Genomic DNA, 15,901 nt, shown 5'->3' with positions numbered 1-15,901 from the left:
TCTGGGGATTGGATTTTAACAACTAGTTAAATATAGCGAATCAATTAATGAGATAATATTCGAGGATTAACGGAGTTCTTAATCGTTATTTCTGCTAATGATGGGCTCGTAAGATTCCTCCTCTTCAAATTCCTTCAGTCTTTTTTCTTCATCCACCAAATCAAGACTAACGTTCACTTCAAAGCAAACCAAAACGATCATGGAAGTAATCAGGAGCCAAAGCATCAGGGCTATTAACGTTCCTATTGAGCCATACAACTTATTATAGCTGGCAAAATTGTTCAGATAAAAAGTAAATCCATAAAAACCAAGGGTGATTAGAAGTCCAGCTAACCTCGCTCCGATAGAAAAGAACTTCCATTTGTCATGAACTGCAGGAGCAAACCTGAAGATGTATGCGGTAGCTATATAAAACATAGATAAAAGCACAACAAACTTCAGGGTTGTAAATAAAAAGATCATAAAGTCACTGTTGAAAACCTGAAGTTCATCCAATCGCTGAATGACCACACTACCTAAAATCATTACTGTACTTGCTGCGACGATCGTAAGCACCAAAATCAAAACAATACTTGCTGCAATTAGCCTAGATTGGAAAAAACCTCGATTTTCTTTCGTTTGATAAACTGAATTAAATGAGTTCATCATAGATACGACACCTTGTGTAGATGAAAAGAGTGCAAAGAAAAAACCTAATGAAATCAAGCTTTGCCTAGGTCTGGAAACGATGTCCATCACAGTTGTTTCCACTTGAGAGTAGAGTTCTCCCGGAAGCATTTCCTGAATAAAAGTGAGGATGTTTTGTGTGGTTACAATTGGAAAAAAATCCTGCAGATAGGGAATGATGTTCAAAAGAAAAAGTAGTAAAGGAAAAAGTGCCAAAGTAAAACTGAATGCCACCGAACCTGCACGTTCTATAATATCGTCCTTTTGAAGCTGAAGTATGAAGACCCGTCCTACATCGTACAAGTTTTTATCAGGATTCCCAAAATGAATCTTTTTAAAATACTTGGCCTTTTCTTGTAGGCGATCCTGAAATTTTCGAATCTTTTCTTTGACCACTAGCTACTTATTCTAAAAGTACGGTTTCAATAAATCTAATAAATTCTGGGGAGGTCTGGTTGGCTGATGGCTGTCTTTTTTTAAAAATGCTAAGGAAGTCCACCCTTTGGTTATCAGTTCCTTTTGTTCATTAAAAACTTCATATTCAAATTTTATTCGTACTCCTGGCATTTGAGGAATGGAGGTTTTGATGGTTAATAGCTCATCATATTTACCCGGTTTAAGATACGTGAAGTGGCTTTCCAAAACCGGCATCATGATACCATTATCTTCCATTTCCCTATAGCTAAAGCCAATATTTCTCATGGATTCAACTCTCCCAACTTCAAAATACATCGCATAATTGCCATAATACACATAACTCATTTGATCAGTTTCTGCGTATCTAACTCGAATTTGGGTTTCTGAAGAGTACATCCTTAATATATTTTTGCTGCATTGAGAGCAGCTTGATAGCGTCTGGCATTTGCATTATGCTGAGCCAGATTGGTTGCAAATGCATGATATCCTGAAAAATCTTCCTTTGCACAAAAATAAAGGTATTTGTGATCCTCAGCATTCAGCACAGCCTCTAAGGAATTGATGTCAGGTAAGTTGATTGGTCCAGGTGGGAGACCGGTATATTTGTAAGTATTATAAGGGCTCTCTATTTCTTTATGGATATTCAATACCCGTTTTAAAGAAAAATCACCAACAGCAAATACCAAGGTCGGATCAGCTTGCAAAGGCATATTTAGCCTTAATCTATTTAGGTAAACTCCGGCAATTCGTGGCCTTTCATCGGATTTTTGACTTTCAGATTGAACAATAGAAGCTAAGGTACTCACTTCTTTTGGGCTTAGACCCAAGGCTTCAGCTTTGGATTTTCTTTCTGCAGTCCAAAATGACTGATATTCCTTATACATTCTGTCAAAAAGAGCTTCCGGGCTAGTATTCCACCAAACTTCATAGGTGTTTGGGATAAACATGCTCATGATAGTTTCTTCATCAAAATCAAACTTTCTGATATAAACGGAATCATTAATTAATTCAAAAAACTGACTTTCGTTGATTTCGAGGTTTTTTGTTATTCGTTCTGCAAGATCTTCTTTGGTTCGGATATTATTAAAAGTGATTTTTATCGGAACTTGGTTGCCAGATCTTAAATGTCTCACCAATTCTAGGTTGGTCATTTTTGGACTAATGACATAAAGCCCTGGCTTGACAGATTCTTGATATCCTAAAACTTTCGAAACAAAGGAAAAGCTGACCATATCATTGACAACGTTGTCATCATACAATTGCTGACTGACCTGTTTGAAAGTAGCATTACTGGGGATTTTTAAGGTGAAACTCTGTTCCGTCTCCAGAAGAGTATTTGGGCTAAAAAACACCTGATAAAAATAAAAAGACATGGAAATCGCCAAGACTGAAAAGGAAATGATCAGGACGAGAAATATTTTATTTTTTTTATCGCTTAACATATGGCGTCAAAAATAGGAAAAAATACTTTTAGGGGAATTACTGCTGTGATCATGTGATGAATCTTTTTGCAAACTTTATATTTAACTCCATGAAAGCCATTCCTGTTACCTGTGCTATAATAATTCACCAAAATAAGATTCTTGTTGCCAAAAGATCCTCAACAATGAGCCAATCCGGTTATTGGGAATTTCCAGGTGGGAAAGTTGAAACGGATGAAAGTATGGAAGCCTGCTTGAAAAGGGAAATAAGGGAAGAATTAGGGCTTGAAATAAAGATAAAGTCAAAATTAAAATCTTCTGTTTTTGAATATTCACCAGAAAAAGTCATCCAGCTCTTTCCTTTTGTTTGTGATTGGAAATCAGGTGATCTTGAGATATTGGAACATGAAAAAGTAAGTTGGGTTGCAATAGAAGAGCTAGAGGATTTAAATTTAGCCCCAGCAGATATTCCTATTTATAGGGAACTTTCTCAAAATTGGCAGGCTTTTCGAAGTGAGTCCACCATCCAGACTAAATAATATAAGATGGCTGCTGAATTTATTCGTTTGTATGAGAAAAATCCTGATCCTAAGAGGATAAGGCAAATAGTTGAAACCTTAAGAGATGGTGGGGTAATTATTTATCCTACTGATACAGTTTATGGTTTGGGATGTGATATTATGAATTTGAGAGCAGTGGAAAAAATCTGTCGTATAAAAGGAATAAATCCTAAAAAGCATAATTTCTCATTTATATGCGCAGATTTGAGTAACATCGCAGAGTATACCAGGATGATAAGCAAGCCGGTTTTTAAGATGATGAAAAAAGGACTTCCTGGGCCATTTACATTTATTTTGGAAGCAAATACACATGTCCCGAAAATTTTGCATAGCAATAAAAAAACAGTAGGGATTCGGGTTCCTGATCACTCTGTCCCCAGAATGATTGTAGCGGAGTTAGGTCATCCGCTTTTATCTACCTCTATTCGGGATGAGGATGAAGTTATTGAGTATAGCACAGACCCTGAACTTATCTTTGAGAAATATCAAAATCTTGTAGATTTCGTGATTGACGGGGGCTATGGCCAAAATATTGGATCCACAATTCTTGATTGTACTGGAAATGAAGTAGAAGTTCTCAGAGAGGGTCTTGGTGATTTAGAAGATATTATTTGAAATAGGGGAAACCCCTAGTAGAACTATCTATTATGAAAAGAGTCGCGATTGACTTGCACTTTCTTCCCTGTTTAGAATTTTTTACTGCCATCATAAATGCAGATGAGATTTTGGTTTCTCCTTCAGAAATGTATCAAAGACAATCTTATCTCAATAGAACAAGAATTCGCCTCGCAAATAAAATCGAAACGCTAAGTGTTCCGATCCAAGGAAGAAGACCAAGACTTCCATTAAATCGAGTTTTGATCGACTATAATCAAAATTGGCAGAAAATTCATCTAAGAGGAATTCAATCTGCCTATGGTAAAGCACCTTTTTTCGAATTTTTTTTTCCCTATATAAATCCGATTTATGAAAAAAATCATCTCACTTTATATGACTTAAATCTTGAGATGCTGACAATATGTCTCAAGCTTCTTAGGTTTCGTGGCAAGTTGACTGTCAGTGAAAATTTGGATGAAGAAAGCCCTGATTTGGACTTAAGAGGCCAAATTAGCCCCTCAAGGTCGTATTCTGAAAGGAACCTCTATAGCCCAACACCTTACACTCAACTTTTTGGCTTAGACTTTGAGCCAAATCTTAGTGTTATTGATATTCTGTTTTGTACAGGCACAGAAGCAAATAAGCTTTTGTTAAGTTCTGTAAAAAAATAATGAACAATCAATAAAAGGATTGTGTTTTTAAAACAAATTCGGTAACATACGTACAGGAATATTAAACAATCAGAAAGGAATTAAATGGAAGCTAAATTTTCAAACAGAGTTAAAGAGGTGATCTCTCTCAGCCGTGAAGAAGCGCTTCGCCTGGGACACGATTATATTGGTACAGAGCACCTCTTACTGGGGATGATTCGCGAGGGTGAAGGTGTAGCTGTTTCCATTCTAAAAAAAATAGGAGTGCCTTTAGATGAACTTCGTGGGGCGATAGAAAGAGCCGTAAAAGGAACTGCCAATCATAACGTCAAAAATATGGCGAACATACCTCTAACTCGACAGTCAGAGAAGGTGTTGAAAATCACATATTTGGAAGCTAAAATATTTAAAAGTCAACTCATAGGGACTGAACACTTATTGCTTTCTATTTTGAGAGATGAGGATAATATAGCGACTCAAATTTTAAACAAGTTTGATGTCAATTATGACTCAGTAAAAGAAATGTTAGAAATGAACTCGGATGGTGGAGCTTCTCCTAAAGCACGTGCTGAAGCAGAAGACGGTGATGAGGACGGATCTAAACTCTTTGGTTCTCCAGGAAGCGGGTCAGGAAGTTCAAAAGGAGGGGTGGAAAAATCAAGAACTCCAGTTTTGGATAACTTCGGTCGTGACCTTACCAAAATGGCGGAAGACGATAAATTGGATCCGATTATTGGTAGAGAAAAAGAGATTGAAAGAGTGGCTCAGATTCTTTCTAGAAGAAAGAAAAACAATCCAATTCTAATTGGAGAACCTGGTGTAGGTAAAACTGCCATCGCTGAAGGATTGGCCTTAAGGATTGTTCAGAAAAAAGTTTCTCGAGTACTTTTCAATAAGCGTGTAGTTACACTTGACCTTGCTTCTTTAGTTGCTGGTACAAAATATCGTGGTCAGTTTGAGGAAAGGATGAAAGCTGTAATGAACGAGCTCGAAAAGTCACCCAATGTGATTTTATTTATTGATGAGTTACATACCATTGTTGGAGCTGGCGGGGCATCAGGATCTCTTGATGCTTCAAATATGTTCAAGCCTGCCTTGGCACGAGGGGAAATCCAATGTATTGGAGCCACTACACTTGATGAATACAGACAATATATTGAAAAGGATGGCGCTTTAGCCCGTCGTTTCCAAATGGTAATGGTAGATGCCACTTCGCCTGAGGAGACTATTCAGATTTTGAATAATATCAAAGATAAATATGAGGATCATCACAATGTGAATTATACTGACGCTGCTATTGAAGCTTGTGTGAAATTATCCGACAGATATATTTCGGATAGGTTCTTACCTGATAAGGCGATAGATATCCTTGATGAAGCTGGAGCAAGAGTGCATATTAATAATATCCATGTTCCTGAGGACATATTGAAGCTAGAAGCTGAAGTAGAGGATATTAAGACCGAGAAAAACCGTGTTGTAAAATCTCAGAAATACGAAGAGGCAGCTCAGTTACGGGATAAGGAAAAGAAATTACTGGAGCAATTAGAGATTGCAAAAGTAAAGTGGGAAGAAGAAAGTAAATCTAAGAGATATACTGTTGAGGAGGAAAATGTTGCCGAAGTGATTGCAATGATGACAGGAATTCCTGCGAAAAGAATTGCACAAAATGAAGGGGCAAAACTTCTCAATATGAATCAGGAGTTAGCAGGTAAAGTAATTGGGCAGGATGATGCAATAAAGAAACTTACCAAGGCAATTCAGAGAACCAGAGTAGGATTGAAGGATCCTAAAAAACCAATTGGATCATTTATTTTCTTGGGACCAACTGGTGTAGGTAAAACTGAGCTTGCAAAAATGCTGGCGTCCTATCTTTTCGATAAGGATGATTCTTTGATAAGAATTGACATGTCGGAATACATGGAGAAATTCTCCGTATCCAGATTGGTGGGAGCACCTCCGGGATATGTTGGATATGAAGAAGGTGGTCAGCTTACTGAAAAAGTCAGAAGAAAACCGTATTCGGTAGTTTTACTTGATGAGATCGAGAAAGCTCACCCAGACGTATTCAATATCCTTTTACAAGTATTGGATGATGGAATTCTAACAGATGGTCTTGGAAGAAGAGTTGATTTTAGAAATACAATCATCATTATGACCTCCAATATAGGAGTTCGCGATCTAAAGGATTTCGGCGCAGGAATTGGTTTTGCAAACAAAGCCAAAAGTGAAAACATGGATGATATCGTGAAATCTACCATTCAGTCTGCACTGAAGAAGGCTTTTAGTCCTGAATTCCTAAATAGATTAGATGATGTTGTTGTATTCAACTCTCTTAATAAGGAGCACTTATTCAAGATTATTGATATCAGTTTGAACAAGCTGTTTTCAAGAATTACCGATCTTGGATATCAGATAGAATTGACCGATAAAGCAAAAGAGTTCTTGGCTGATAAAGGATATGATCAACAATATGGCGCACGACCTTTGAACAGAGCTATTCAGAAATATTTGGAGGATGCAATTGCTGAAGAGATTCTGAAGGGGGATTTATCAGAAGGGGATGTGATTACTGCAGACTATCCTGGTGAGGGGTCAGAGTTGACCATCACGGTCAAAAAGAAAGAAAAAGCTGATTAAGCTGAAAAGTATAAACAATAAAAACCCCGAATCATCTTTGATTCGGGGTTTTTTATTTTGGGCTAGTACCAAGAAGTTCTATATCGAAAGAACAAAAAAGAGAAAAGCAGCAGCAAGCACCACAATCATCTTTTGAGCTTTTATTTTTAGATCCGGTTCCACTTTTCTTTTCCTTAAAACCAAAACAGCTAGACTTATTGCGACTAGCTGAAGACCTAAACTTACTCCGTTTAAAGGCCCCATCGGAGCTTCCACGAAATGAAATTTTGTATTAAAAATTGCAAGGGTTCCTAATACTATTCCTACAATACCAAAAAGAAAAGATCTTTCCAGTAACACACTATTTGGTTGGTTGGTCCACTTCATTCTATAAATTGAAAATAAGGCTCGAAGATAAGGCTCGAAGATAAGGAAAGTATGATAAGAAAGTATTCCTTTCATTTTGAAAGAGATTTGATGCTGGATTTTCGCTTATCAAAGTAATTGGAAATCTGATCTACTGAAAGCGTATTTAGAGTCATATCTTTTGTTAGTCCCCCTTTTCTACCAACAAGCACTCCATAATGCATATCTGCATATCCATCCATTTCGTGAGCATCAGGATTTATTGAAAGTTTTACTCCTTGATCCATCGCATACCGAACCCACCGCCAATCCAGATCCAATCTCCAGGGGTTTGCATTGATTTCAATTACTACATTATTTTTTGCACAGGCATCGATAATAATTTTATGATCAATGGGATAGCCAGACCTCCTTAAAAGGAGCCTCCCGGTAGGGTGACCCAAGATTGTAGTATAGGGGTTTTCAATTGCTATTAGTAATCTATGGGTTGCTTTTTTAATATCCATATTCAAAATCGAATGGATGGAGGAAACTATAAAATCAAAGCTACCTAAGACATCATCAGGATAATCCAAACTTCCATCAGGTAAAATATCACTTTCTATACCTTTGAAAATTTTGAAAGGAGCCATTGCCTTGTTTAGCTCGTCTATTTCTTGATGTTGTTTCACGATTCTTTCTACTTCCAATCCTCCTGCATAGAATGCGGTTCTACTGTGATCAGAAATCCCAAGGTATTCGTAGCCTAACTCTTTGCAGTATTCTGCCATCTGTTTTAAGCTGTGTTTTCCGTCACTATAGGTCGAGTGGTTATGAAGAATTCCTTTTAAATCAGAATCTGTGAGCAAGTTTCCTATTTTTTGTTCTTTTGCCAAAGCAACTTCCCCATATCCCTCCCTCATCTCAATCGGAATGAATTGAAGTTCATTTTTACTAAAAAATTCTTCCTCAGATTTGAAGTCTTTTTTATTGATAAGGTCTCCAATGCTGGTTTTGTGGTTGACTTGCTCAGAGAGAAATAAGGGAGACGCAGATAGAATCATTCTTTTCCAGATAAAATCTTTCTTTGTGCAAAAATGTACAGTGACCTGAAGATCTAAATCATTTACCTTGCCTCTCCATGCAAACGGGCCTGATGCGGCTATATCCCATGTAATAGTTTCCCATTTCTTCAATTTATCCTTTCCACCAAATAAGGATTCCATCCCGATAAGCCATTCAGCCTCTGCTATGATTTCTGTTTTTCTTGCGTAATCTCCAACTATAGAAACCTCTGAATCCTCATATAAGGTTTTCAATTCTTTTGAAAGGTTTTCAATTATCTCCTCGACATCTGCAAAAAGCCATTTTCCTTCGTTTGATGCTTTAAACTCAAGATTCGCAATGATGGTCTGCTGGGTCTTTTCACCAAAGCCTTTTATTTTGGCAACTTTTCCCGATTGACAAGCTTCCATAAGCTCATGCGTACTCGTGAGACCTAATTCCTGCCAGAGAATTTTGACTTTCTTTGGTCCTAGACCCTTTATTTGTAAAATCTCTAAAATTCCTGTGGGAGTTTTTTCTAAAAGTTCATCTAAAAGAGGAAATGATTCTTTCTCCCTAAGGGAAATAATTGCTTCTGAAATACTTTTACCCACACCGGGTATTTTTTGTATTTCATCTTCGCTTAAATCCATCAAATCCTGATCCCCTCTATCAAGTGAATTAATGGCACTTTGGTAACTTCTGATCTTAAAACTGTTTTCCTCATGTAATTCCATGAGCTGAATGCAAAGTTTTAGTTTCTTGAGAATGGTCTTGTGATCCAAAATCTTTTATTTATATGTTGGCAATTGAGACAAATGTCTCTAATTATTGTTTCAAATTAAAGGTTGAAATCTTAACTTAAAATTGAAATTTAATTCTGAAGAAATGAATTATTGGTTGGTTAAATCTGAGCCGGGCTCTTATTCCTGGGAGGATTTTCAAAAAATTGGAGAAGATGTTTGGGATGGTGTGAGAAATTATCAGGCCCGTAATTTCCTGAGAGATATGAAGCTAGGAGATTTGGTTTTGTTTTATCACAGCGGAAAAGAAAAGGCTATCGTTGGCATTGCCGAGGTGTCTGAAGAGAACTTTCCTGATCCTTTAAATAAAGATTGGCTTGCTGTCAAATTAAAAGTAAACAGAAGCCTGAAAAACCCCGTTTCTTTACAGGAGATCAAGTCAGAAGATGCTCTTTCAGGGATGCTTATGCTGCGTCAAAGCAGACTTTCGGTAATGCCTGTTGAAAAATCTGAATTCGATTTGATTCTAAAAATGGCTTCATGAAAATACTAATTAAAAGCTTACTGTTACTTTTCCTATCAAGCACTGCTTGGTCACAGATTAAATTCATTGAGAGGTTTGAAGTTGCATCAGAATTGTATGAGCCAAATTTTGAAATGGCTAGAGTTGATGATGGAATCGTCGCTTTTCGAACGGTGCCTGAGAAAGGATTGAACTTTAGAAGGAAGATTCAATATTTTAAAACAGATTTTAATTTATCTCCATCGAAAGTCATTGAATTCCCTGTTAAGGAAGGCTTTGATATAATTGGTTTTGATGTTGATGAAGGTTTTCTATTCCTTTTAATGCAAAAAGGATATGCTTCCAATTCTGACAAATACATTTTTAAAATAAACTTAGACTCCGACCAGGGGATAGAATTTGATGCCAATAATTTATTGGATATGGAATTGGTGGAGTTTCTGGTTTTGGATGAAAAAGCGCTTTTTATGGGAATAGCTGAAAGGAATCCTGTCCTTCAAATATTAGATTTAAATCAGAGTTCCGTGATTACAGTGCAAGGAATTTATAATCCGGATACTCAGGTATTACAACTGAGAAAAGTTCCTGAATTAAAGGAGATGGAACTGGTAATGAGTAGAGAGGTAAAAAACCGAAGTAAGGAAATTTTGGTAAATACCTATGACCTGAATGGGAATCTCATGAGAGAAGTCAGGGTTGATCGATTTGGAGACGCAGATCAGGAAATAATGGACGGGTTGCTTCTCCCAATGAGCAATTACCAGCAGGCCATGATTGGTTCTTTTGGCTATGAAAGAAGAAATACATATTTGGGAATGTATATCATGGACATTAACGAATTTGGAGAATATAGCTTTAAGATTTATACCCTTGAAGATTTCCCTAACTTTTATAATTATCTGGATGAAAAAGAAAAAATTAAAAAAGATGAAGCTGTTGTAAAAGATTTGGAAAAAGATAAAATCCCGACCTTAAGAAATGTTTATTCAATCAGGGATGTCTATACTACTGATGATTCATACGTGATTTATTTTGATCATTATAATATGACCAATTCTAGAGGTAATACCAGGCCTGGAACTTATTCACCCTCCAGTCATTATCGATATGACCGTTTAAACCGACTTGGTTATACTCCATACTTTTCAGATCCTTTTTACCAAAATGTTTTCCCAAATGGGAGCTCTTATCAGGTAAATACTGAATTTCATTACGTCTCTGCCCATTTTGCGAAAATTGGAAAGGAAGGAAATGTGATCTGGGATAATTCAAGTACATATGACGACTTCACTACAAGTTATACTGAGCCGTTTGGCGAAATGGCAGTAGTGGGCGAGGATGTTTATCATATGTATGTTGAAGATCTAAACATAGTTTTAAGTTTTTTTAGGAATGGAGAGAAAGTGTTTGATAATCAGTATTTTCAACTAGAGTTAGTGGAGGAAAATGAAAGAATAAAGGACACTGATCCAGAAAGTCTTAGGTTGGTTCATTGGTATGGCAGATATTTCTTATTAAGTGGAAATCAAAGAGTTAGATACCAAGATGAAAGCGGGAAGGAGCAAGTAAGAGAAGTTTTCTTTGTTACCAAAATTTTGGTCGATGGCGATTTGTACCAGCCTGAAGAGTCCCTAGACTAGAAATTCTTTCTATATTTACAATCAAATCTTACCCATGCAAAAAAGGCTAGTCTTAGATGAAGAACAGATTGCCATCATTTTGAGGAGATTCTGTCATCAACTCATCGAAAATCACGACGATTTCGAGAATACGGTACTTTTAGGATTACAACCAAGAGGCACCTTGTTGGTTGATAAAATTGTTTCTTTGCTACAGGAAATTTCCGGTGTAAAAGTTCCTTCCGGATATCTCGACGCTACTTTTCATAGAGACGATTTTAGAAGAAGAGATTTGCCTCTCAAAGCAAATGAAACTAAAATCAATTTCTTGGTGGAAGGAAAAAAAGTGATTTTGGTTGATGATGTGCTCTACAAAGGCAGATCAGTAAGGGCCGCAATGGATGCCATGATTGCATTTGGGAGACCTCAAAAAGTGGAATTGATGGTGCTAGTGGATCGAAAGCTTACGAGGGATTATCCCATTATGCCTGACTATTTTGGAGTTCGGATCAATACGTTAGAAAGCCAGTATGTAATCGTGGAGTGGAAAGAACAAGGGTATGAAAAAGATGCAATCTGGATCACAGAGAAAGATAAAAGTTAATCATGTCTCAACTAAGCACTAAACACCTTTTAGGAATCAAAAACATTACTGAGAATGATGTCCAATTGATTTTAGAAACTGCCGCTAATTTCAAAGAAGTTATCAATAGGCCGATCAAAAAAGTGCCTTCGCTCAGAGATATTACCATTGCTAATGTTTTCTTCGAAAATTCAACTAGAACCAGACTTTCCTTTGAACTAGCCGAAAAAAGGCTTTCGGCGGATGTGGTTAATTTTTCTTCCAGTAATTCATCGGTTAAAAAGGGAGAAACGCTGGTAGATACTGTTAATAATATACTATCCATGAAAGTGGATATGGTGGTCATGAGGCATTCTAGCCCTGGAGCACCACATTTTTTGAGTAGAAATGTAAAAGCCAATATAGTCAATGCAGGGGATGGAACTCACGAACATCCTACACAGGCTTTATTGGATTCTTTCTCAATCAAGGAGAAACTTGGAGATGTAGCAGGTAAAAAAGTCGCTATCATTGGTGATATACTCCACTCTAGAGTTGCTCTTTCAAATATATTTTGCCTTCAAAAACTAGGAGCGGAAGTAATGGTTAGCGGACCTATTACCTTATTGCCAAAGTATGTTGAAAGCTTGGGTGTAAAAGTTGAACTAGACGTTAGAAAGGCACTGCAATGGTGTGATGTAGCGAATGTTCTTAGGATTCAACTGGAAAGACAGCAGATTAAATATTTTCCAAGCCTGAGAGAATATTCGCTTTATTATGGTATCAATAGAAAAATGCTAGAGGAACTGGATAAAGAAATTGTGATCATGCATCCTGGTCCAATCAACAGAGGTGTTGAATTAAGTTCTGATGTTGCTGATTCCAACCAATCAATTATTTTGGAACAGGTTCAAAATGGAGTTGCTGTCCGAATGGCTGTGCTTTACCTTCTTGCAGGCGTCAAATAGTGATAAAAAATAAGGGGCATTTTTCATACCCCCACTTTTCCTTATTTTTTAGTTGGAATATCCTTTCCATCTGCCTCCCCCTACGTAGAATCCAAGAGTAAATCCGAAATATTGGTTGACTGCTTCTCCAATTACAGTTCCTGAAGCATTCTGGAGATTACTATTTGGGACAAAGTTATATTCAGCTCCCATTCTAAATTTACCCACCTCAACACCCGCTCTTACCATTGGTGCCCATTTAAAATCTGCTTCTAGGTTGGTGAAATTATCGGGATTGTCAAAATCACCATTTTTAATATCCAAGCTACTTAGAGCATAATATCCATAGCCGGCTCCAATATATGGTGCAACATTGGAACCTCCATTATTAAAGTAATAGTCAAAGGTTCCAGTTATAGAAATGTTACCAGAAATTTCTCCTTCATAATCTTGAGAAATATCATAGTAGGTGACATCTTTTGCCAATCCAGCTACTCCAAACCGGATTCCCACATTCATTTTGTTGTTAAGATTTACTTTCGGTTCTAAGTTGACAAGTGCTCCAATTCCACCACCTTTTGGAATAGCTGCTCCTAAATCCATACCCATCCTAAACCTTCCCGCTTGTTGTGCCATGGTCCATTGGCAAACGAAAAGCAAAAGTGTAATTCCTAGTAGTTTTTTCATCTTTTTAGATATTGTTGATAATAAAAAGAATTTGACTCGCAAAAAAGATTCCAAAATTTAGAAACCATCCTCCTTGGAAGTAGTTTTAGTGTCAAAATCACTTTTATGTTATTAGTCAAAAATTTGGTCAAAAAATACGGAAAGCAAAATGCCGTTGATGATATATCTTTTGAATTGAAGGGAGGGGAAGTTGTGGGGCTTCTTGGACCAAATGGGGCTGGAAAAAGCACTACCATGAAATGTATCGTGGGATTGCTGCGGAAAACCTCCGGAGAGATTACGATTGGTGGGTATGATCACCTTTCTGTTGAGGCAAAAAGATTATTCAGCTACATTCCAGAGACTCCTTATGTCTATGATTTACTAACGGTAAAAGAGCATTTTCAGTTTATTGGGCAAGCTTATGGAGTGACAGACTGGAAAGAAAAATCGGTTGAGCTGATGGAAACTTTTGAATTGACTGATAAGCAAGATAAGCTTGGCCGTGATCTATCCAAAGGCATGAGGCAGAAGGTGTCCATTTGCTGTGCCTTGATTCCAGACCCTCAGGTATTATTTTTTGATGAGCCGATGATTGGATTGGATCCTAAAGCAATTAAAAATACAAGGCAGATATTTAGAAGGCTGAAAGAAGCAGGAAAAACTATTTTGGTAAGTACCCATTTGATTGATAGTGTAGAATCAATTGCGGATCGTATAATGATTTTGAAGGAAGGTAGAATTCTAGGAAATGATACAATTGCAAATCTAAAGATGCAATTCGTTCAGGAAGAGGGTACTTCATTAGAAGATTTATTTTTAGAGCTTACAAAAGATGAATGAGATTACATTACTTTTTAAGAAGGATTTACTAATCCTAATCAATAACTTAAAGTTGATTCTCAAGAATCCAGTCCGCCTTTTACCTTATGTAGGTTTGCTGGGATACTTCTTTTTCATCTATTCTATGAGGATGAAAAGAAGAACTGATAGCAGCGAAATGGAAACTCCTTCAATCGATGGGATTCCTGAAGTGGATTTTGCATTTCAAAATATTGTCGGAGGAATCACCATTTTAGCGCTGGCTTTTTTCATCTTTCAGCTTTACCGGGCCACAAAGAAGAATGTTACTTTCTTTAAAATGGCAGATGTGAATCTTCTCTTTACAGCTCCGGTCAAACCGGAAAACCTTTTGATTTATTATATGGCAAGATCCATTTTACCAGCGCTTGGGGGATCGATCATATTTATAATGTACGGTGCTGGCCAGGTAGCAGACCAATTTGATATCACATTTGGGAATATCACCTTTTTGGCCCTTGGTTTTGCGCTTTTCTTTTTTATGATCTTTCCTTTAAGGTTTCTGATTTATACCCTTCATACCAAATATGGTGTAATGGAATATATCAAAACTGGAATTATAATTCTTGGAGTTGCTCTGGGTTTGATGATTTTAATTCCTGGTCTAATGGCTGATAAATTCTGGCAGGGAATGTTTTCATGGGTAAGCTCACCTTGGTTTAATTTCTTTCCGGTAGTAGGTTGGAGTAGGGGAATAATGAGTTATGTTTTGGATCAAAACATTCTTCTTACCCTTAGTTTTATCATCTTATATGGCTTGGCTTATTTTTCGGTTGTCAAGTTGGTGATCAGGTTTTCAGGGTATTATTATGAGGATGTTTTAGAAGCAACAAAATCCAATGAAGAGAAACTTGAAAAAGTAAGAGGTAAAAAGCAGGCTTCAGAAAGTAGCTTTAGTGTAAATACTAAAAAGCAACTGGCTTTACCTGATTTTGGAGCCGGGGCAAAAGCCTTTTATTGGAGGAATTATGTACATAGTTCCAGGCAGGATTTTCATCCGCTTTTTGGAATCTTTTCCTTGATTATGGCAGGCTTGGGTATCATCTTCGCCATACTTTCAAATTTCGAATGGTTTTCTCATAAGGTGTTTTACGGTTATCTGCTGATTCTTTTGGTGATTTATTTTATGGCTGGAATCGGTCGAGCGTCAGTTGGTGATCTGAAGAAACCCTTCTTTATTTTGATTCCAGCCTCCTGGAGTTCTAAATTCTGGAACATGATTAAGTTGGATGTATATCAGATTTTGCTTTTTTCTTCCTTTATGATTATCCCATCAGTATTTATTGCAAGTGTAAATTGGGCTTTAATCCCCTTGTTTTTGTTGGGGATGGTTGGATTCTATCTGACTGGGTTCTCTATCAATTTAATCCCTCAGATTGCTTTAGAGGAAAGCTGGGATCGAGTTTTTATTAAGCCTTTGATGATTGGCGGGATATTCCTCTTTGGGATTATTCCTTCCGGTATAGTGAGCATTTTGGTATTTGCACTTACCAAGCAATTTGTGTTTGGTTTACTTGCCTTAGTTCTTGGAATCGGATTCGTCACTGCTATTTTGCTTCATGTTACCCTGGACATCATCAAAAAGCTTGAATTTAAAGAGGTCTAATCGGGTTTTATCCTCCAATCTTTTCTTTTTAACTGGAGCAGTCGGGAGGTCAGGAAAA

Annotated in this window: 16 protein-coding genes; 10 read left to right on the top strand and 6 right to left on the bottom strand. The window is 37.0% G+C overall.

Features of this window, described 5'->3' with window-relative positions; genetic code table 11:
• Window positions 1–78 precede the first annotated feature (78 nt).
• From AAGF08_RS09645 to mltG, 3 genes are read right to left on the bottom strand one after another with little or no spacing between them, the layout of a single operon-like run.
• Window positions 79–1,062, bottom strand: coding sequence for a YihY/virulence factor BrkB family protein (locus tag AAGF08_RS09645; protein WP_343510947.1), 984 nt, complete (start codon window positions 1,060–1,062; stop codon window positions 79–81).
• A 12-nt stretch (window positions 1,063–1,074) separates the two neighbouring features.
• Window positions 1,075–1,479 (bottom strand): thioesterase family protein, encoded by a 405-nt coding sequence (locus AAGF08_RS09640; RefSeq protein ID WP_343510946.1) that lies wholly within the window; start codon window positions 1,477–1,479, stop codon window positions 1,075–1,077.
• A 2-nt stretch (window positions 1,480–1,481) separates the two neighbouring features.
• Complete coding sequence (mltG, locus tag AAGF08_RS09635; RefSeq protein ID WP_343510945.1) at window positions 1,482–2,525, bottom strand: endolytic transglycosylase MltG; 1,044 nt, start codon at window positions 2,523–2,525, stop codon at window positions 1,482–1,484.
• Between the two features lie 89 nt (window positions 2,526–2,614).
• Between mltG and AAGF08_RS09630 the strand changes: the two genes are divergently transcribed.
• The 4 genes from AAGF08_RS09630 (at window position 2,615) to AAGF08_RS09615 (ending at window position 6,948) form a co-directional block, all read left to right on the top strand.
• Entirely contained in the window at window positions 2,615–3,043 is a 429-nt protein-coding gene (locus AAGF08_RS09630) for a (deoxy)nucleoside triphosphate pyrophosphohydrolase (RefSeq protein WP_343510944.1), read from the top strand.
• A gap of 6 nt (window positions 3,044–3,049) precedes the next feature.
• Window positions 3,050–3,679 carry an L-threonylcarbamoyladenylate synthase gene (locus AAGF08_RS09625; protein ID WP_343510943.1) on the top strand — a complete coding sequence of 210 codons (630 nt, stop codon included), beginning with the start codon at window positions 3,050–3,052 and terminating at the stop codon, window positions 3,677–3,679.
• Between the two features lie 32 nt (window positions 3,680–3,711).
• Window positions 3,712–4,332: a WbqC family protein gene (locus AAGF08_RS09620; protein WP_343510942.1), complete on the top strand. Its 621-nt coding sequence runs from the start codon at window positions 3,712–3,714 to the stop codon at window positions 4,330–4,332.
• A gap of 84 nt (window positions 4,333–4,416) precedes the next feature.
• Window positions 4,417–6,948 carry an ATP-dependent Clp protease ATP-binding subunit gene (locus AAGF08_RS09615; RefSeq protein ID WP_343510941.1) on the top strand — a complete coding sequence of 844 codons (2,532 nt, stop codon included), beginning with the start codon at window positions 4,417–4,419 and terminating at the stop codon, window positions 6,946–6,948.
• A 78-nt stretch (window positions 6,949–7,026) separates the two neighbouring features.
• On the opposite strand, the gene AAGF08_RS09610 is transcribed toward AAGF08_RS09615, so the two are convergent.
• Window positions 7,027–7,389, bottom strand: a complete 363-nt coding sequence (locus tag AAGF08_RS09610; RefSeq protein ID WP_343510940.1) for a hypothetical protein — start codon at window positions 7,387–7,389, stop codon at window positions 7,027–7,029.
• Entirely contained in the window at window positions 7,386–9,101 is a 1,716-nt protein-coding gene (locus tag AAGF08_RS09605) for a helix-hairpin-helix domain-containing protein (RefSeq protein WP_343510939.1), read from the bottom strand. Before AAGF08_RS09605 ends, AAGF08_RS09610 begins: the two co-directional genes overlap by 4 nt.
• A gap of 103 nt (window positions 9,102–9,204) precedes the next feature.
• On the opposite strand from AAGF08_RS09605, the gene AAGF08_RS09600 reads away from it, so the two are divergent.
• From AAGF08_RS09600 to AAGF08_RS09585, 4 genes are read left to right on the top strand one after another with little or no spacing between them, the layout of a single operon-like run.
• Window positions 9,205–9,603, top strand: a complete 399-nt coding sequence (locus AAGF08_RS09600) for an EVE domain-containing protein (RefSeq protein ID WP_343510938.1) — start codon at window positions 9,205–9,207, stop codon at window positions 9,601–9,603.
• Window positions 9,600–11,222: a transcriptional regulator gene (locus AAGF08_RS09595; RefSeq protein ID WP_343510937.1), complete on the top strand. Its 1,623-nt coding sequence runs from the start codon at window positions 9,600–9,602 to the stop codon at window positions 11,220–11,222. Before AAGF08_RS09600 ends, AAGF08_RS09595 begins: the two co-directional genes overlap by 4 nt.
• Window positions 11,223–11,256: 34 nt before the next feature.
• Window positions 11,257–11,805 carry a bifunctional pyr operon transcriptional regulator/uracil phosphoribosyltransferase PyrR gene (pyrR, locus tag AAGF08_RS09590; protein WP_343510936.1) on the top strand — a complete coding sequence of 183 codons (549 nt, stop codon included), beginning with the start codon at window positions 11,257–11,259 and terminating at the stop codon, window positions 11,803–11,805.
• 2 nt (window positions 11,806–11,807) lie between these two features.
• Window positions 11,808–12,731 carry an aspartate carbamoyltransferase catalytic subunit gene (locus AAGF08_RS09585; RefSeq protein WP_343510935.1) on the top strand — a complete coding sequence of 308 codons (924 nt, stop codon included), beginning with the start codon at window positions 11,808–11,810 and terminating at the stop codon, window positions 12,729–12,731.
• Between the two features lie 48 nt (window positions 12,732–12,779).
• Here the strand turns inward: AAGF08_RS09585 and AAGF08_RS09580 are convergent, their stop codons facing one another.
• Entirely contained in the window at window positions 12,780–13,397 is a 618-nt protein-coding gene (locus AAGF08_RS09580) for a hypothetical protein (protein WP_343510934.1), read from the bottom strand.
• Window positions 13,398–13,502: 105 nt separating this feature from the next.
• On the opposite strand from AAGF08_RS09580, the gene AAGF08_RS09575 reads away from it, so the two are divergent.
• Entirely contained in the window at window positions 13,503–14,219 is a 717-nt protein-coding gene (locus AAGF08_RS09575; RefSeq protein ID WP_343510933.1) for an ABC transporter ATP-binding protein, read from the top strand.
• A complete protein-coding gene (locus tag AAGF08_RS09570) occupies window positions 14,212–15,843 on the top strand; it encodes a putative ABC exporter domain-containing protein (protein ID WP_343510932.1) in 1,632 nt (543 codons plus the stop codon). The genes AAGF08_RS09575 and AAGF08_RS09570 overlap by 8 nt, the downstream gene beginning before the upstream one ends.
• The last annotated feature ends 58 nt before the right edge of the window (window positions 15,844–15,901 follow it).

This window comes from Algoriphagus sp. SE2, assembly GCF_039563885.1.
Lineage (GTDB): Bacteria > Bacteroidota > Bacteroidia > Cytophagales > Cyclobacteriaceae > Algoriphagus.
This window is presented reverse-complemented; position numbering and strand designations above follow the sequence as displayed.